This window comes from Streptomyces roseofulvus, assembly GCF_039534915.1.
In the GTDB taxonomy this organism is placed as follows: Bacteria; Actinomycetota; Actinomycetes; order Streptomycetales; family Streptomycetaceae; genus Streptomyces; species Streptomyces roseofulvus.
In genome coordinates this window covers 54,517-72,345 of record NZ_BAAAWE010000001.1, presented here as the reverse complement: position 1 = coordinate 72,345, position 17,829 = coordinate 54,517, and the positions used below count along the sequence as shown (strand labels likewise).

Annotated in this window: 12 protein-coding genes and 6 pseudogenes; 10 read left to right on the top strand and 8 right to left on the bottom strand. The window is 68.8% G+C overall.

Annotated elements, in window-relative coordinates:
* Nucleotides 1-33 precede the first annotated feature (33 nt).
* A complete protein-coding gene (locus ABFY03_RS00325) occupies nucleotides 34-246 on the top strand; it encodes a hypothetical protein (RefSeq protein ID WP_428838187.1) in 213 nt (70 codons plus the stop codon).
* Nucleotides 247-261: 15 nt separating this feature from the next.
* Here the strand turns inward: ABFY03_RS00325 and ABFY03_RS00320 are convergent, their stop codons facing one another.
* Complete coding sequence (locus ABFY03_RS00320; protein ID WP_346168719.1) at nucleotides 262-477, bottom strand: hypothetical protein; 216 nt, start codon at nucleotides 475-477, stop codon at nucleotides 262-264.
* 100 nt (nucleotides 478-577) lie between these two features.
* Here ABFY03_RS00320 and ABFY03_RS00315 point away from each other — a divergent pair.
* A pseudogene (locus ABFY03_RS00315) lies at nucleotides 578-1,250 on the top strand (transposase family protein).
* 184 nt (nucleotides 1,251-1,434) lie between these two features.
* Here the strand turns inward: ABFY03_RS00315 and ABFY03_RS00310 are convergent.
* The 4 genes and pseudogenes from ABFY03_RS00310 to ABFY03_RS00295 all read right to left on the bottom strand — a co-directional run.
* Nucleotides 1,435-1,635, bottom strand: a pseudogene (locus ABFY03_RS00310) (flotillin family protein); the annotation flags it as partial.
* A gap of 57 nt (nucleotides 1,636-1,692) precedes the next feature.
* Nucleotides 1,693-1,932: pseudogene (locus ABFY03_RS00305) on the bottom strand (hypothetical protein); the annotation flags it as partial.
* Nucleotides 1,933-2,072: 140 nt separating this feature from the next.
* The gene (locus ABFY03_RS00300; RefSeq protein WP_386724003.1) at nucleotides 2,073-2,573 is read right to left on the bottom strand and encodes an NUDIX domain-containing protein; all 501 of its coding nucleotides are present in this window, start codon (nucleotides 2,571-2,573) and stop codon (nucleotides 2,073-2,075) included.
* A gap of 302 nt (nucleotides 2,574-2,875) precedes the next feature.
* Nucleotides 2,876-3,094, bottom strand: a pseudogene (locus ABFY03_RS00295) (transposase); the annotation flags it as partial.
* A gap of 88 nt (nucleotides 3,095-3,182) precedes the next feature.
* Here ABFY03_RS00295 and ABFY03_RS00290 point away from each other — a divergent pair.
* Both ABFY03_RS00290 and ABFY03_RS00285 read left to right on the top strand, forming a co-directional pair.
* A pseudogene (locus ABFY03_RS00290) lies at nucleotides 3,183-3,952 on the top strand (transposase).
* 331 nt (nucleotides 3,953-4,283) lie between these two features.
* Nucleotides 4,284-4,955: a DUF4097 family beta strand repeat-containing protein gene (locus ABFY03_RS00285; RefSeq protein ID WP_346168692.1), complete on the top strand. Its 672-nt coding sequence runs from the start codon at nucleotides 4,284-4,286 to the stop codon at nucleotides 4,953-4,955.
* Nucleotides 4,956-5,150: 195 nt separating this feature from the next.
* On the opposite strand, the gene ABFY03_RS00280 is transcribed toward ABFY03_RS00285, so the two are convergent.
* Together ABFY03_RS00280 and ABFY03_RS00275 are read right to left on the bottom strand one after the other, a co-directional pair.
* Nucleotides 5,151-7,367, bottom strand: a complete 2,217-nt coding sequence (locus tag ABFY03_RS00280) for a hypothetical protein (protein ID WP_346168717.1) — start codon at nucleotides 7,365-7,367, stop codon at nucleotides 5,151-5,153.
* Nucleotides 7,368-7,738: 371 nt separating this feature from the next.
* Nucleotides 7,739-9,367: an FG-GAP-like repeat-containing protein gene (locus ABFY03_RS00275; RefSeq protein ID WP_346168716.1), complete on the bottom strand. Its 1,629-nt coding sequence runs from the start codon at nucleotides 9,365-9,367 to the stop codon at nucleotides 7,739-7,741.
* Between the two features lie 112 nt (nucleotides 9,368-9,479).
* Between ABFY03_RS00275 and ABFY03_RS00270 the strand changes: the two are divergent.
* The 5 genes and pseudogenes from ABFY03_RS00270 to ABFY03_RS00250 form a co-directional block, all read left to right on the top strand.
* Nucleotides 9,480-9,659: pseudogene (locus ABFY03_RS00270) on the top strand (hypothetical protein); the annotation flags it as partial.
* A gap of 27 nt (nucleotides 9,660-9,686) precedes the next feature.
* Nucleotides 9,687-10,502 carry a hypothetical protein gene (locus tag ABFY03_RS00265; protein ID WP_346168715.1) on the top strand — a complete coding sequence of 272 codons (816 nt, stop codon included), beginning with the start codon at nucleotides 9,687-9,689 and terminating at the stop codon, nucleotides 10,500-10,502.
* Nucleotides 10,503-10,804: 302 nt separating this feature from the next.
* Nucleotides 10,805-11,260 (top strand): hypothetical protein, encoded by a 456-nt coding sequence (locus ABFY03_RS00260; RefSeq protein WP_346168714.1) that lies wholly within the window; start codon nucleotides 10,805-10,807, stop codon nucleotides 11,258-11,260.
* Between the two features lie 194 nt (nucleotides 11,261-11,454).
* Nucleotides 11,455-11,661, top strand: a complete 207-nt coding sequence (locus tag ABFY03_RS00255) for a hypothetical protein (protein WP_346168713.1) — start codon at nucleotides 11,455-11,457, stop codon at nucleotides 11,659-11,661.
* Nucleotides 11,662-12,063: 402 nt separating this feature from the next.
* Nucleotides 12,064-12,333 carry a hypothetical protein gene (locus ABFY03_RS00250; RefSeq protein WP_346168712.1) on the top strand — a complete coding sequence of 90 codons (270 nt, stop codon included), beginning with the start codon at nucleotides 12,064-12,066 and terminating at the stop codon, nucleotides 12,331-12,333.
* Between the two features lie 186 nt (nucleotides 12,334-12,519).
* On the opposite strand, the gene ABFY03_RS00245 is transcribed toward ABFY03_RS00250, so the two are convergent.
* A complete protein-coding gene (locus tag ABFY03_RS00245) occupies nucleotides 12,520-12,783 on the bottom strand; it encodes a hypothetical protein (protein ID WP_346168711.1) in 264 nt (87 codons plus the stop codon).
* Nucleotides 12,784-13,027: 244 nt separating this feature from the next.
* On the opposite strand from ABFY03_RS00245, the gene ABFY03_RS00240 reads away from it, so the two are divergent.
* Nucleotides 13,028-17,401, top strand: a complete 4,374-nt coding sequence (locus ABFY03_RS00240) for an NACHT domain-containing protein (RefSeq protein ID WP_346168710.1) — start codon at nucleotides 13,028-13,030, stop codon at nucleotides 17,399-17,401.
* The last annotated feature ends 428 nt before the right edge of the window (nucleotides 17,402-17,829 follow it).

The window sequence follows — 17,829 nt, the reverse complement described above, 5'->3', positions numbered from 1 at the left end:
GACCCCAGCGACTTGACGGCATAGCAACGTGAGGTGTCTCTGGGCCTTCTCCTCGATCACCGCCTCACCCGGCGCCAAAGCCCATGGCCGCACCGCCGCGACCGCAGAGACTGGCACGCCGCTGCCCAGCGCAACCTCTTCAACCGCATGATCGGCCAGATCTACCACTGCCTCCAGAAACGCAAGCTCTTCGAAGAGCTCGTGGCGTTTCCTGCCCTGCCGGAGCTCACGGTCAGCGCTGCCTGACGGGCGGGCGGCCGGTCAGAGGTTGAGCTCGAAGTACTCGTCGATGGAGATGAAGCGGTGTTGGCCAGTCGCAGGATCGACTTCCAGAGGGACGTTCCCCCCGATCCCGTCGCCCCCGTCGGCGGCGTTGTAGAAGACGTAGAACTTGCCGTGCCGCTGCGTCACTGAGGTGACGGCCAAGTACTCGCCAATGAGTCCTTCGGTCAGGATGCGCGCGTCGCTCTCGCTCAACAATGGAACCTCCCCTGTCGGGGCAGGCTATCCGCACACCGAGACGCCCTTCCACGGCGCGCGATGTTCGAGGACGTGCGTAGCAACGTGAGGTGTCTGGATAGACCCGTTCTCCGGGCTGAGTCCGCGCGCCTTCGGGAAGCTGGTGACGGTGCTGCGTCACGCAGGTGCGGACACGGTCCGCAAGGGCCGGCTGTGGAGCCTTCCGCTGGAAGACCGGACCCTGCTGGTCACCGCCTACTGGCGAACCAACCTGACCATGCGGCAGTTGGCCCCGCTGTTCGGGGTATCGAAGTCGGCGGCGGACCGGATCATCGACGACCTCGGGCCGATGCTCGCGCTCCAGCCCCGCAAGCTGTTCGCGAAGGACACCGTGCTCATCGTGGACGGCACCCTGGTCCCCACCCGGGCGTCGCCGAGCAGTCGAAGATCTACCGATACTCCACCAACCACCAGGTCGTCATCGACGCCGACACCCGCCCGGTCGTCGTGGTCGGCAGGCCGCTCGCCGGGAACCGCAACGGCTGCAAGGCATGGGAGGAATCCGGAGCTAAGGCAGCCGTCGGCAAGACCCTCACGATCGCCGACGGCGGCTACCCGGGCACCGGCCTCGTCATCCCGCACCGCCGCGAACGCGGCCAGACCGAGCTTCCGGCGTCTTCGCCCGGATGAGGACCTGGAAGATCCTGCGTGACTGCCGCCTCAAGGGCGACGGCGTTCACCGCGCCATGCTCGGTATTGCACGGATGCACAACCTTGCTCTCGCCGGATAGGCAAGCGGGCCGCACGGCGGGCCAACCATCTCTCCCGTCACATGCTTGTTGATCGCTTCGAGCTGTGTGACGCGCCGGTCGATCTCTTCCTCCTCGGCGTCCCAGTCGGGCAGGGGACCGTCGCTTGACGAGTTAGGCGCCTGAGGTGTCGACACCGCCCGGTGGCCCCTGTCCGACCTCCCCACCCGCCGCCGACGACGACCTTCTGGCCGCTGTTGTCGGTGAACACCCGCCCGGTGGTCGGATCAGTGGTCTGCTTGCCGCGCCGGCCGGTGATGATGAACGCCTCGCTGGGCCCGGCGACCTTGTAACGCGTGATGACGACGAGACCGAGCAGCACGAGCAGAACGACGATGCCCACCACAGCGGTGAGGACAGGGCTCATGACGAGACCCCCTTCGATCGGAACCAAGAAGAGAAAAAGCGGGCAGCGGCGGAGGCGTCAGCGTTCCACCGGACGGACGGCGACCGACGTCGGCGAGAGCACGGACTCGACCCACACCTCGGCACCACGAGCGACCGGCGCAGCGGACTTCGCGGCGTACTTCACCGGCTGCCCGGCGAGGTACACCAGCACTTCGCCGTAGCCGCCGGCCGGAATCGCCGTCACGACCGAGCCACTCGTCCCGGTCAGGTCCTCGCCCCGCGGCGCGGGCGTAGCCCCGTCGCGCATGAGCGCCCGGCAGCCACCGCCCTGCCCGTCCCGACCACAGGCAGGGCGGCCCTTCTTCCGGGCCCAGACCGTCACACCGCCGACCTCACGACGTCGATCTGTACGCGGCGATCGCCGTGACGCCAAGGCCGGCCTGTCGCTGCGTCCGGTCAGGAGTGCGTGGTCCGGAACACGAGATACCGGCTGAAGGCCTCGTGGCTGTCGGGAGTGAAGCGCCACTCCAACAGGGCCGAGTGAAGCTCGGACTCGGTCAGCCAGCCATGCCAGGCGACCTCATCGGGATCGCGGGTCACCGTGCCCGGAATCACGGCTTCATGCACGCCGAGCCAGTGAGGGCTCAGGCCGCTGCGGTTGATGAACGCGAACAACAAGCGCGGCAGACCACGGATGCCCAGTTCTTCGGCCAGCTCCCGCCCGGCGGCCTGTTCATAGGATTCGCCGACACCCACGGCGCCACCGACCATGACCTCATAGAGCCCGGGGAAGCGCGACAGCTGCTCCGACCGCCGATGGACGAGGATCCGACCACGTTCATCACGACACACCGTCGAAGCGATTCGATGCAGCCAGCCCTCCCGGATGGCCTGCCGACGGGTGACCACCCCCAGGACACGATCTTGACAATCGACACGCTCCACCAGTTCATCCACGAAGCACACCCTGGCAGCACCCACTGACAACGCCGCTTCTCGGCGAGCCGTTCTCAGAACTCGACAACATTCTGGACCCGCTTGATCAGCATCTGTTGCCCGAACTCGGCACCTACCGTTCTCGGGTTACACCTACGTAGCCGCATGAAGGAGGCCGGCACCGTCGTGCGCAACGCCCCCCCCGCCAGAACGCCGTCACCGTGACCTCGCTCGACCTCACCGCCAAGATCCCGACGGCTACGCTCATCAGCTGCGTCAACATGACACCTACGAGGCGTACAGCACCAAGCGCAAGGCAGTCATCCCGCTGCCCGCCGAGCCGTCGAGAGGTCGTAGACCCGGTCCCGCGGCCCGTAGCGTTCGGGCACATCGCGCCAGGGGGCGCCGGTGCGGGTCCGCCAACGTATGCCGTCTATCAACTGCCGCCGCGTCCACACCTGCGGCCGGCCCGGCTTGATGCCCTGCGGCAGCAGTGGCTCAAGCCGGGCCCACTGGCCGTTCGTCAGATCTCCACGTCCCACAGGACGTGATCATGAACGAGCAAGATCCACTTTCGCAACAGACCCTAAAGGGTGTTGCAGAAGGCTCAGTTCTGGGCATTTTGCCTGTATGGGTGGGGTGTTGCGGGCTGAGCCGGTGTGGGTGGAGACGTTCACGGGCTTGCGGATGGACCGGTTCGTGAAGCTGGTGAAGGTGGTCCGGGAGCGAGGTGGTAACGGCCCGGGTGGTGGCCGGCCGTGGTGTCTGCCGCTGCCGGACCGGGTGCTGCTGGTGGCCGTGTACTACCGCACGAACCTCACGATGCGGCAGCTCGCGCCGCTGTTCGGCTGCTCACCCGCCACGGTCTGCCGGGTGATCCAGCGGCTCCGTCCGCTGCTGGCACTCGAGCGGGCTCCGCGGCCGATGGCGGACACCGACCGGTTGTGGATCGTGGACGGCACTTTGATCCCGGTCCGCGACCGGAAGGTCGGCGCCTCGTCCCGCAACTACAGGTTCTCGGCGAACGTGCAGGTCATCATCGATGCCGACACCCGCCTGGTCATCGCGGCGGCCCGGCCGGCGCCGGGCAACAAGGCCGACGCACATGTCTGGCGCGAGTCGGACCTGCCCGCCGTGGCGGCGGGAACGACCGTGATCGCGGACGGCGCCTACCTCGGCACCGGCCTGATCGTTCCGCACCGGAAGAGAGCCGGCCGCCCCTCCTGCGCGGGCAGGAGGAGGACAACGCCGAGCACCGAAGGGTCAGGGCCTGTGTCGAGCACACGTTTGCCCGGATGAAGAACTGGAAGATCCTGCGCGACTGCCGTCAAAGAGGCGACGGCCTCCACCATGCCGTCCAGGCCGTCGCCGCCATGCACAACCTCGCCCGTACCGGGTGAACCGACAGGTCAAACACCCCTCCGGCCTGCCCGAAGCGGACCTTCTGCAACACCCTTTAGCCGGTCAGGCGATCTTCCCTTGTGGGGGAGTGGGTAGCGAGTGAGACGCGCTCTGCGCTCGGCACTGCCGGCGGCGACGTTCACTATCCGACTATTGCAACGCTGTGGCATATGTCGTTGCATCAATCCAGCCGTCATTGCAATGAAATTCCCACGTTGACCTGTACTGATGCCATTCCAGTGCAACGCACTTGTTGTCACACTCTGGAAAGCAACGTAGCTTTTCCCGTGTCGGAAACGCCGACCACGACTCCACGGGAGAAGCCACACCATGCAGACCTTCGCCACCACCGCCCCGATCACCACCGTCGTCGACATCCCCGCCGGCCACCTCCGCTTCATCGCCGCCGACCGGGCCGACGCCACCGTCGACATCCGCCCCGCCCGCCCCGGCAAGAGCCGCGACGTCAAGGCCGCCGAGGACACCACCGTCACCTACGCCGACGGCGTCCTGACCATCACCGCCCCCGAGGCGAAGAACCAGCTCTTCGGCCCCTCCGGCGCCGTCGAGGTCACCGTCCAGCTCCCCGCCGGCTCCCGCGTCCAGGCCAGGGCCGCCGGCGCCGAACTCCGCGGCGTCGGACGCCTCGGCGACGTCAGCTACGAAAGCGCCCAGGGCCCGGTCAAGCTCGACGAGGCCGCCACCGTCCGCCTCGCCCTCCAGGACGGCGACATCACCATCGGCCGCCTCAACGGCCCCGCCGACCTCACCACCGCCCGCGGCGACCTCCGCATCACCGAGGCCACCACCGGCACCGTCGTCCTCGCCACCCAGTCCGGCTCCATCACCGTCGGCGCCGCCCGCGGCACCGCCGCCACCCTCGACGCCGGCACCTCCTACGGCCGCATCCACAACACCCTGCAGAACGCCAAGGGCACCGGCGCCGACCTCACCATCCGCGCCACCACCTCCCACGGCGACATCACCGCCCACGCCAACTGACCGCCAGAACGCATGCGGAAGCAAGACCAGCGCCGTGGAGGAGTCGTTCCACGGGGCGCTCCTCCGTCGGGCCGCCACGGCGTCTCAGTGGTGACCGATCAGTGTGCTCGATGGCCCTGGTTGGTTCTCGGGTACGCGAGAGGGGGAGCCCGGAGGCTCCCGGACTCCCCGCTCTCCGGCCGGATGGGGTGTGAGTCAGAGGACGTGGTTCAGGGTGCCGTCGTGGTCGAGGTACATCTGCTCGGCGGTGCGGAGGGATGCCTTCCAGTCGCCCGTGCCCTTGTAGAGCCTGGGGGTGTCGAGGTGGGTGTCGGTGCCGATGAGGTCGACGCGTCCGTCGGCGTCGGCGTCGCCGGCGCCGATGAGGGAGTTGAAGCCGTTCCAGCCGCCGCCGATCCTCGTACGGGGCGCGAAGGTGCCGTCGCCCTTGCCGAGGTACTGCCACAGCACGCCGGTCTTGTCGCGGGCGACGAGGTCGCCGGCCGGGCCGCCGGCGAGGTTTCCGACGGCGGTGATGTCGTTGTAGGTGCTCCAGCCGCCGCCGATCTTCTTGCGGGTGCTGAAGGGGGCGTTGGCGTTTCCGGTGCCGGGGTAGAGCCACAGCACCCCGGACCTGTCGGTGGCGAGGGCGTCGGTGCGGCCGTCGCCGGTGATGTCGCTGCCGGCGGTGATCTTGTCGTACACCTGCCAGCCACCGCCGACCCTGATCCGCGTGGCGAAGTTCCCGGTGCCGTTGCCCGTGTACAGCCACAGCACCCCGGACTTGTCCCGCGCCAGCAGATCAGCGACCGCCGAACCGCCCAGGTTCCCGGCTGCCTCGATCCGGTCGTAGACGTTCCAGCCCGCCCCGAGAAGCGTCTTCGGCGCACCTTCGTTGAGCCCCCAGAAGGCGTCGATCGGCCGGTAGAGCAGGTCCGTGCGCCACAGGCGGCCGCCGGTGTCCCGGGTGATCAGGTCGGGAGAGCCGTTGTCGTTGAAGTCGTGCGGCTGGCTCTTGCGCACGACCTTGAAGGCGCCGGTGAGGACGGCGGCCGGACCGATCCCGTTGTCCGGCGTGGCCGTCAGCCGCCAGATGTAGTCACCGTTGGGGTGCGCCCCGGTCTCGCCGTACCTCTCCCAGGGGAGCCGCACGTCGGTGCCGGAGGAGAACGCCTCGACGGTCGTGGTCCTGCCGGTACGGACATGACGCACGGAGAGCGTGACGTCGCCCGTCCTGCGGGACAGGGCGAAACGGAAGCCGAAATAGTGGTTCTGGTCAAGGTCGAGGACCGCGCCGGGCACGGTGACGGCAGTGGCGACGATCTCGGTGGGCGCACCGGTCGTAGCGACCTTCACGACCTGCGGCTTCACACCGCCACCGGTGACGTGGTACAGGCCCTCGCCCTGCCCGACGATGCCGCCGCGCACGTAGAGGCTGCCGTCGGGGGCGGGCGTGATCTGGTAGGCGTGGTCGAACAGCTTCACCGACGCCTTGGTGCTGAGGTTGTAGGCGGTCAGCGGGTAGTGGACGCTGGTCCGGGACTGGGCCATGCCCCCGCTCTGCCCGTACACGACCCAGTCGCCGACCAGCCCGACGTGGAAACTGCCGAAGGTCGCCTCAGAGATGCCCGGGACCTGCTGTATGGCGCCGGTGGTCCGGTCCGCGGCGAAGACCCGCGGAGGCAGGTCCGTCTCCTCGCCCTCGACCCAGGCGGTGCGCGCCGCGGACACGGCGATGTCACCCACGACGGAGCTGCGCGTCTTCACGGCGGTGACGGCGCCGGTGGCGAGGTCGACCATGCCCCACTTGTACGTGCCGCCCTGGACGAAGGTGACGATGCCGTGTTCGGGCGTGCCCTGCACGACCTCGAGTGCGGTCGCGCCCGCGGGAAGTCCGGTGACGGCGGTACCGTCGGGGTCTGCCGCGGTGTGCCTGCGCAGGACCGTGCCCGTCTCGGTGGTGAGGGCGGTGAAGACGGCGTCGCCCGCCGCACCGGCGTACCGCGAGCCTGTGGCCGTGTCCCCGATCGCCACCTCCAGGGTGCTGTTCGTGCTCAGGTTGTGCTGGGTGACCGTCTCCGGCTCCCACACGACGACGAAGTCGCTGGTCCGCGTCGAGCTCAGTTCGGCGCCGTAGTCGTAGGCATGCCCGGAGCCGTCCGCGTACCGCCGGAACACCGACTGTCCGTCGGCACCGCGGGTGAGGAACCCGGTCACTCCGGCCCCGAGGAGTTCACCGTCCTCGGGGTAGCGGATCAGGTCCGCGTCGGTGTCGGCCGCGTCCGCCGCGACGAATCCACCCGCCGGAGCGGCGTAGGCCGGGGCTATGAGCACACCGGCCCCGAGGGTGACGGCGAGAACGGTGGTGACGGCGGTGTTGAGCCGTCGCCGGCGAGAACGGGCCTGCGGCACGTGCATTCCTCCTGAAGACATCAGGCGCGTCATGCGCCTTCGATTGCTAAGACCTATGGGTGAGCGGATGGTTGTACGAAGCCTGGACGCCTGCCACTGAGGCATGGCGACGGGGTGCTCTGTTCATGCTGGCCGGGGGCGCAATGGTCCGAGACGCCCCATGCGCTGCAGGCGCCGTATGCGGCGGGGTACCTGGTCCGTGCCTCGATACGGGGCACGGCAGGCGACGACGCGAACGCCGGGCCTGTAGCGCCTTGGAGGGGCCGCTGGTATCTCAGCGGCCCCTCTTGTCGGTCGAGCGGTATCCCGTGATGCGTAGGCGCGCACCGGATCTGGCCGGTGGCGGCCCTGGACGCTAGGGGAACCGCTCTCACCGGTTCACGGCCGGTTCGCTACGCGGGGCTGTAGCTCTCGATCATGTGGACGCTGCTGAAGGTCCAGCTGCCGGCCGGAGCCTCCCAGCTGTGGATGGGATCCGACAGCAATCCGCCCGGACCTGCTGGCCAGGTGAGCATCTTGACTCGGCCGTCCTCGTAGCCGTACATGGCGCCGATGTCGTCGCGGCCGTCTCCGTTGTAGTCACCCGTGACGATTTTCATGTTCTGGCGCCAGAAGCGGCCGGCTTCGCCGGTCCAGAGTTGAGTCCGTGTGCCGAACTCTCCGTTGGGGCCGCTGGGGTTGAAGCTGATGACAGCGTCGTGGCCGTCGCCGTAGTCGTACCAGCTCGCGATGTCGTCGCGGCCGTCGTTGTTGAAGTCTCCGGCGTGGATGCTGGCCTGCGAGAAGGTCCAGCCCGTGGAGCTCCATCCGTGGATGGGGTCGGCGAAGCCGCCGGTAGGCGTGGCCGGGAAGGTGACGAGCTTGACCTCACCGTTGGTGTAGCCGTAGAGGGCGCCGATGTCGGTGCGGCCGTCACGGTTGAAGTCGCCGGTGGCGAACTTCATGCGAGCCACCTCCCAGCCGTCAGAGCGGTAGAAGGAGGAGAAGGGGTAGTTGAATCCTCCCTTGACGTTTGCGGTGAAGGTGAAGAGCTTGTCCTGGCCGTCGCCGTAGGCGTACCAGGCGGCGATGTCGTCGCGGCCGTCTCCGTTGAAGTCGCCGGACTGCACCTGGATGGCGTCGAAGTTCCAGTAGCCGGCGGGAATACTCCAGGAGACGAATGGGGCGTTGAACGTGCCGTCGCCCTTTCCGGTCCACGTGCGGAGGTTCATCCGGCCGTCCTCGTAGCCGTAGAAGGCCGCGACGTCCCCTACTCCGTCGCCGTTGTAGTCGCCGGTCGTGCGCTTCATGTTCTCGGCCCAGTAGTTGCCTGCCGGGCTGGACCAGGCGTGGATGGGTGGCTTGAAGGCTCCTGCGGAGTCGGTGGTGAAGGTGTGGAGCTCGTCGTGGCCGTCGCCGTAGTCGTACCAGTCGGCGATGTCGCTGCGGCCGTCGCGGTTGTAGTCGTGGCGGGCGGAGGTGCCGCTGGACCAGAGCGCTTGGCTCTTGTCGTTATAGACGACGAGGTCACCGGAGTCCTGAAGGACGGCAAATCCCTCCTTCGTGCCGACGTTCGTCGTGTACAGCACCTGGTTCTGTGCGTTGACGACGACGATGTCGCCGTCCTGCTCGACGCGTGCGAAGGCGCCCGCGGTGCCGTTGATGCTGTTCCAGACCTTGGCGCCGGTCTTGTTGGTGATGATCAGATTCCCGTCGGTGCCCATGGTGAGGGTCGAGGACTGACCGACGATGGAGTCGCCCGACTTGATCACCGTCTGGGGTTCGATACGGATGCCGTTGTTGATGCCTTCGATGACGAAGGGTGCTTCGAAGCCGGTGAGGTTGGTGGCGGTGCCCTTGCCCCGCCACCCCAGCACGGTGTTGTCGGCCTTGCGGGCCCACAGGTCCATAATCTTGTCGCCGTCTATGACGCCTTCGCGGGTGCCGTCGAGGTCGCCGGAGGTTCCGATCTGGGGGTAGGTGTTTGCCTTGAAGCCGCTGCCCACCTTCAGGAGGTTGCGTCCCCAGGTGGCGAAATTCATCTTGGCGGGGTTGCCGGGGTCAGGGGTGGCGTGGGAGCGGAAGAGGTCGCCGGTGGCGTCGTCACGGAGAAGAAGGTACTTGTAGCCCCAGCCGTCACCGATCCAGCCGGCAGTCGAGCGCCTGATGACACTCTGGGCAGGGACCGATGAGGCCCTCGGGGGCCGGTACTTGTGGGTCTCGGACGGCCTGATCGTCAGGAATCCGGGCATCGACAGCATGACCGACGTGATTGCCGGACTGGTCGAGAACGGCGAGTTCTCCGAGATCTTTCAGCCGGTGATCAACATCTGATCAAGTGTTCGGCCGCCGGAGGCCGGGGTGCCGGTGATACTGGTGGAGGTCGACCGCCGCTCCGAAGACGCGCACGACCTGGTGACCAAGCTGCGCCGGTACTGGGAGTGGGGCCGGCTGCTGCCGAGGGACGCGGACAAGCGCACCGTGGACCTGGTCCGCTCCCGGCCGGACGCGATCGAGCACGTCGACCACGAGCAGCGGCTGTGGCGGCGGGTCTACCCGCCGACCGGCCGTGAGGGCCTGGTCCCCCTCGCGTTCGTGTTCGCCGACACCACCGAAGCGAAGGTCGCCAACACGGTCGCCGTGCTGGAGGAGGCCGGCCGCCGCTACTGGGCGCCGTGCCGGTACGACTCCCTCTACGAGAAGGCCATCACCGCGCTCGACCACCGCCAGGCGGTCCCCGTTGTCGTCACCACCCTGGAACAGCTGACGGAGCACGGCGCCGACGCGGCGGTGTGGCGGCGCCTGGGACGGACCGGGGAGCAGACGCTGACGGACGCGCTCGACAACCCCGACGGCCACACCCTCTACCGCGCCCAGGAAGCCCGCGCGGATGCGGAGGACAAGCGGCGCCGGGCCGTCGAGCGGGAGGCGCAGCGCCCGGGGTGTACGCGGTGTGGGCGGAGGTTCAGCGACGAGCGCTGGGAGGAGATCACCGTGCACCGGACCGCCGTCCGGGCCGGTGACAGGTCGGTGTGCGGCCTGTGCCGCACCGTCGACGTCGCCCGCGAGGAGGCCGCCGAAGCCGTTCGCCTCGCGGCCGCCACGCCCCCGGAACTGGAGCAGGAACACGGCCAGGAGTCGGGCAAGCTCCGGGGGCTGTTCCGCCGCCGAGGCTGACCCCGCACGACGCCGCCCCTCTCCATGCCGATGGGGTGGGGCGGGGGCGACGAGCAGCAGCTCAGGTCAGGACGGCGCGGCTTGCTTCGCCACCGCGGCGAGCGCCAGCCCTTCTCCACCACACCCCGAGAGGGGAGCGAGGCGCGGACGTTCACATTTCAGCCGTCCTGGCAGGGCGCCCCTGGCGTGCGGACACGAGCGGAGAAGCGCACTCTGAGGTAATGGACGGGTCTGGTGAGCCTCCTCCTGCAGCGGCGTCGAGGAAACCGGCGCGTGAGCGCCGGAACCTGCTCCTGGCCTTCGTGGCAGGGATCGTCATCGGTGCGGGCGGGGCCGGCGTCATCTGGGCTCTGACAGACAAGGGTGGGCCGTCTCCCGAGGCCGTCAGCCCTCTGCCGTCGCCGACCACCCAGGCACCGAGCCCCTCCCCGACACCCACCGCCTTCCAACTGACCGGCACCTTCTTACTCACCAGGAATGCGGTCAGCGACGGCGAGGGCGGCTGCAAGGGAAGCGAGGGTTTCGACGACATCACCGAAGGCGCGGCGGTCACGGTCTACGACGCCTCCGGCACGGTCATCGCCACCGGCGCCCTGGGCGAGTCGACCAAGACGGGGACCGCGTGCAGCTTCGAGTTGATCGTCCCTGACGTGCCTGCGGGCGAAGGGTTCTACAAGGTGGAGGTCACCCACCGCGGGACCCTGCAGATCAGTGAGTCCGAGGCGATGAGCGGGTCCTTCGGAGGCAGCCTGGGATGAACGATCCGTCCTTTCGAAGGGCAACCACGTTGACGCCGGGCGACCGGTAGCGACACCGAGCAGTAAACGAAGCGTGATGTGCCATGAGTAATGCACAACCCCAGCCCCAGTGGGGGACCCCTGCGCCGCCCGCGGCGGGACAGCCGCGCAGGCGCAGACCGCGGATATTCCTCTGGGTCTTCCTCGCCATCCAGGTGATCTTCCTGATCTGGATCATCACCGGGGCCGCCTCAGGATCTGGGACCCCCGAGGACTGCGGAACGCTCGACCGCCAGACGTGCAACGACGCCGAAAGCGTCGGTACCGCGATCGGGGTCGGAATGATCATCTTTCTCTGGGCTGCCGTGGACGTCGTCCTCGGCGTCACGTACGCGATCTACCGCTTCGCACGACGCCCATGAACAACCGGGCGCGATGTTGACGGCTCTGGCCCGGCTGCGCCACTCCAAAGCGGGCGGGGGTGTGGGGGATGGATCGTGTCGTTCGCCGGGCTGGGAGGCCGGTGGCCCTGGACCGTGGGTGCCGGGCAGCCAGGCAGTCGGACGGCCCTCCGTGGTCTTGCTGCACCGCCTCATCCGGGACGAATCCCTGACGACAGCTCAAGCAGGCCGCCGCCTGGGCGTCAGCCATGGTGCTGTCCGGTTCGTCCTGCAGGAGCAGCCGGCACCCCCCAAAAAAGTTCCGCGAAGTGGAAGAGAGGAGCGACCGTTCGCCGTGCTCGCGCCGCGCTCCCAGGGGACAAGTTTGCCCTCCTCTACCTCGAGGAGTACCGCTCGCTCAAGTGGATCGCTAAGCACGCCGACGTGAACGAGGAGGCCATCAAGGTCCTGGACCGCGAGTACGGCATGACGCGCGAGGGCAAAGCGACCCGGTGGCGCCAGATCGATCTCGACTGGCTCCGTGCCGAACGGGCCGCTGGACGCACCTGCCGAGAGCTCGCCGAGGAGACCGGCTTCTCACTCGGAATGATCAGCTACCTGGCCCGGCGCCACGACACGCCTGGTGGCCGGCCAAGGGCCAGCCGAGAGATGCACAAAGTTCCCGGCCAGTGCCGGTGTCGAGGACTCCTTTGATCTCCATCGCGGCGATCGCAGTGCTGCTCTCCGCTAGACCTAACCGGCGCTCCGACTGGTGACCGGTTCGCGATCGCCCTCCGGGAGCCAGAGGGCGATCGCGTACGGCCCCGCCGTTGGCGGGCTCCGCATCTCATCCGGCGACGACGTGGAGCCCTCCTCGTGCCGAGGCCCGGCCCGTGGGTGTCAGTTCCTGTGCCTCAGGCGCGCGTACCAGGCATGGACGCGCGCCTGGACCAGGGAGGCGACGACGAGCACGTGGAGCCGGAAACCCTTGTCCAGCAGGAGGTCCGTCACCAGCTTGGCAACGGGGTGAGTCCACAGCTCGGCGAGAGCCGGAGCGTGGTCCAGCAGGTGGCGCAGAGCGGACGGCAGCGGCGAGCCGCAGCCGGTGAGTCGACGAAGGCACCCCGCGCATGAGGAGAGGACGGATCGGAACGGACGGAACATGAGTACCTCACCAGGTGTCGATCGGCGAGGCGTGGCCACACCCCGGTGGAAGCCGGCGTGTGACCGATGCTGCTGAGGTCGTTACAGGGGGCGAAGCGTTCCGGGGTGAGTGTCTGAGAAGAAGGAAAACCCGCTGGTCAGAGCGGAGAGGACCAAATGAAATCCAGGTCAGGCGCAGACAAGGTGGTGCCGCGCGGCCGTTACGCTGCTCTACCCTGGCGTTCCGTAGGGCATGGGGGTCTCGATGGCATCAGGGAACACACGGCGTACGCCGCGGTCGACCGGCCGGGACAGCAGCCCCGGCACCCCACCCGGCGTCAGGGCAGCACGGCTGCTGAAGGAGCTGATCGACTACCAGTTGCTGCTGTTGCGCACCAAGCAGCAACTGGACGAGCAACAGGCGTCGGACGCCTGGCGGGAACTGCTCCGCCGGCAGCTCAGGAAGGACCGCGAGGCCCGCGAACGAAACGGTCAACCCCGGCAGCCCGGCCGGTTGACGGTCGTGCACCCCGTGACGCTCCAGCGGCTGTACGCGGAACTCGGACAACCGGACGCGGAACTGGGCAGTGACCGCCAGGCACTCGTGGAAGCCGTGGCCCACCTGTGCACGGAACCCCCCTTCCGCGGCTACATCCTGGGCCCCCAGCCCGGTGAGCTGAAGAAGGTCGGCCAGCTACTGCCGCCGTCCCGCACCGCAGGTGGTGGCGGCTGGGCAGGCAAAAAGAAGCTGGAGGCGGCCACTTCGGCCGCGCTGAGAGCGGCCGACCGGCTCAGTGACGAAGCCGACGTCAGCCTGAGCCAGGTTTACATCACCCGGGGCTGTGAGGAGCGACTCGCCCGGAGACTGCTTACCGGCCTGGCCCGAACGGACCGGGCACCCCGCGTGGAACTCGTGCTGGGCGAACCCGGCACCGGTAAGACGAGCCTGCTGTGGAACCTCACCACGCGGCTTACCGGTCGCTCTTCCCTCCCGGACCCTCGCAGCGGAGAGGATGCAGAGCCCCAGGACGGCGAACGGCGCGTGCACTGCCAGCCGCTGCTGCTCCGCGCCGACGACCTGCTGCTGCCCCGCGAGACGACGGACCTGCTGACCCTCTTCGACGGACTGCTGCACCAGCCGATGTACCGCGCATCAGTGGTCGTCCTCCTCGACAGCGCGGACGTGCTGCTGACCGACGATCACGGGCGGGCCGTGTGCCGCGAACTGGTCGACTGCTGCGCGGAGTACGGGGTGCCGCTGGTGATCTCCTGCCGCACTCGTGACCAGGTCCTCTTGTACGACGTCCTCGGCACGACACCGTCCTCCGTGCAGGAACTGGGCGACTTCCGATTCGGCGGAGAGGCCGAACACGTCGTCGACGCGTACTGCGCGCACTACTACCGCGATCAGACGGCGGCACGCCGCCGGGAGGCGTACGACGCGGTTATCGGTGCCGCCGTCCGTGGCCTGCCCATGCGGGAGGTCGTGGCCCGGCCACTCACCCTGCGCATGCTGTTCGAAGTCTACGCCCCACAGGTGCCGACCACGGAGATCGACGCCGCGGGGCTGTACGACGCCTACTGGACGAAACGCGTGGTCGGCGACCGCCGCCACGGCAGCGCCGGCATCGTCGATGCCGACGATCTGTCACCAGCGGCCGAGGGCGTGGCGAGGATTATGCTCCGGGATGGTGGTGTCGCCGTCACCTCGGCGCACGCCGTCCGGCTGCTCGGCACCGCGGCCCCGCGCCCGCTTCCCCTCACGGCTCCCGCCGCCCTCACCGCTCTGCACCGCCGTAACGTCCTGACAGGCAGCGAGGGCCACGACGGGGCGAGCACCCGTTTCTTCCACCAGACGCTGTACGAGTACGCGGCCGGGCGCTGCCTGGTCTCCCTGGTGAACGCCCGCCAGCAACCGGACATCTTCGAGCAGCTGGGCCGACGGCTGGAGGCCACCCCGGACGACTTCCTGCGTTCCGTGATCGCGGAGCAGGCTATCGTGCAAGGCGTCCGGGACGAACGGGCGGCCCGCCCGGCGGCCGCCGACCTCATCAAGCAGCTCCTCACCAGCGACAACCACTACCTCCGTTACACCGCCCTGCGCGCCTACGCCCTGCTGCCCTCCGTACCGCACGCGGTCAAGGGGATGGTGCACCGTTTCCTGTCCGAAGCGCCGCTCGCCCTCGTCACCACCATGATGGAGCTGCTGCCCACTCGCCACCACACCGACCCCCGACGCGTCACCGAGGACATCTTCGTCATCCTCCAGCAGCATCGGCTGCCGAAGGTTCGGCGCAAGGCACTCGACTTGTTGTGCCGGTTCGCGGGCATGGACGGGAAGGACGACGGACGAGGGGCGGCCACCGCGGTCAGAGACCTACTGAGGGACCTGTGCACCCGTCCCCAGGCGTGCGCCGACCACGTGCCTGGCTCGGGTGTGCCTCGGGACTGCTGCTTTGAGCAGGCCTGCCTGTGGTCCTGGCTGGTGGGCCTGCCCGTGCAGGAGGCCACCAGCCACGGCAATCACGCCGTGCGCCTCGTCACGGCGATGGCCTCGGCCGAGCCGGACTGGGCTGCCGCGCGCATGGCCGAGTTGCTTGACCTCGCCGAGCACCACCGCTCCGCGCGCTGGCTGTGGCAGTGCATTCCGCCCATCAGCGCCCATCGCCACCTCAGCGGCTGGGACACGCTCATCGAACGTGCCGCCGTGCTGGCTGAGAAGCTCGGCAATCCGGACCGGATCCGCCGCCAGAACCGCCCCGCGGCATTCGTCCGCAAGGCCGGCACCGCCTTCGGCACCGTGCTGGCAGGCCCGAGCCGGGAGGCCAACGCCGAGAGCTACGAGAGTGAGGAGCGCGAGCGGCAGGAGGCCCATGTCCTGCTCGCCGCCCACTGGGCCGAGACCCTCGCCGATGAGCCGCCCGTCACCGTGTTCAACCAGCTCGTGGGAGCTGGCGGCGTCTTCAGCGGCCCGCAGATGCGGATCCGGGCGCGCGTCGCCGCTCTCGGCGCCCGCCTGCGCACCGCCGAGAGCGGGGTGCCCGAGTTCCTGGACCATGCCGTGGCACGCTGCGGCGTCAGCGACCAGATCGACGACGTCGCGGAGACCCTGCTGCCCGAACTGCTCCGCTCACCGGGCGAGGAGCCCGGGACTCGCTCCGCCCGGCACTGGTGCGCGCGGCAGCTGAAGGAGATGGGCGAGCGGGCGCCGGGCACGCGCCCGCACCGTGCGGCCCGCTTCGCCGCCAGCGGCCTGCACCCCCTGCCCGCCGCCGAGACCCGGGAAGTCGTCAAGGACGCCTGGGACGGGGGCCGGGGCTGGCAACCGGACCGTCTGGACCGCGCGTTCCTCATGCGTGACAGCGCCACCCGCCTCCTCGCGCCGATGGCGGCCACCGACACCACCGGCCGCGGGCGGGAATCGAAGGCCCTACGACGATGGCGGACCCTGGAACAGGAACGCACCCAGCAACTGTCCCGCGGGGCCAACGACTGGCCGTCCTACGGCGACGGCGGCACCTGGGGCAAGCCAGAGCGCAACGCGGTCAACTCCATCCTGCACGCCTCTCTGCGCGACCACGCCCCGGCCCACCCCGACCTCGTGGCGCACGCCCTGGACGAGAAAGTCGCATTGGCCGACATCCCCTGGCTGGCCAAGCTGATCAGCCAGGCCGCCGACCACCCCCACGTCGACATCGCCCACACTCTGCTGATGCGGCATGGTCCCGAGCTGGCCGACTGGTGCGAGCGGTTGTGGACCGGACAGCAAGCCCTCCCCGACGACGAGACCAAGAAGGCGGCGCTCCGGCTGTGGAGTGGCCTGGTCTGGCTGCGGGCTGCCGAGCGGCCGTCCCTCACCGCACAGGCCGACCTGCTGACCAAGTACCTCAACCCGACGCAGCGGAGGCTGGGCCTGGAGGCCCTGGCCCGGTGGAACGCCCACGGCGTCAGCGAACTCGCCGGCCCGGAGGGCGAGGACGGCTGGGAGAGGCTGGACGCGGCGCTGGCGCCGATCGCCGAACTCCCCGCCGGCCATTCCCAGGCCGGTCGCGCACCCGCCTCTGCCGCACTGCGCTTCCACTGCCTGTGCCGCTTCGCACCCATCGGGGAGGCGGACCAACGCGCGCACACGATCGAGAGGGCCACGGAAGCCGTCCGCGCCGCCGACACCACGACCGCGATCTCAACCACCGGCTTCCTCGTGGAACGCCTGTGCCTGGTGGAACCCTCCGCCGCGGTCAACCTCACCACCCTGGTCGCCGCCAGAACGGCACAGCAGGGCAAGCACGAAGGCCACCACGTCAAGAGCATGGTGCATCGCTGGCCGCATCCCCTCAGACACCTGGTCCGCGCCACCGACTACGCCGACCTCGAACGGCTCGTACGGGGGCTGTCGGGCGGCCCAGAGCGCATGCTCCTCAACGTCCTCGACCTGGCCGTGGCCCTGCGCCGCCACGACCCCGTACGCGACGACGCGCTCCGGTGGCTCGCGGACAGCCCCTACCTGCCCCAGGCAACCATGCAGCTCCGTAACTCGGCCGTACGACACCGCCAGACCCCACTGACCGACCCCGCCTGGCCCGAGGCACTGCCCGGCGCCGACGCCCCAGAGTGCGCGGATGGCACCCGCGACCGGTGAGGTCCGGCAGAACCCACGTGTCGGAGCGACATCGATTACTGCCCACTCTCCACGGACGCCGTGTACTGCAATTGGCGGTTCTGCCATGTGTGCTGGTAGGTGACTTCGTCACCGCTGGGGCAGCACGCCGGGTCAGGGTTTGACCGCCGCACGCTTTAGGTGACCTGGGTGCCGTTCTGGCTGACCACTTCACGGAAGCTGTACGCCTTGCCCTCCTGGTCGGGCACAGGTAATCCAGTAAGCCAGCCGGCACCTTCATGCCCTTCACCTTGGTGCACGACGCGTTGTGGCTACTGCCCGCAGGCCCGTCAACGCCCAGCATCATGACCGTCGGCGTCAAACTGTCATCCTTGCGCTTGAACACCTCTTGGTGGTTCCCTGCCGCCCAAAAATCTCCTTGCAGACAAGCTTCAGGCCCGGGGCGCCGG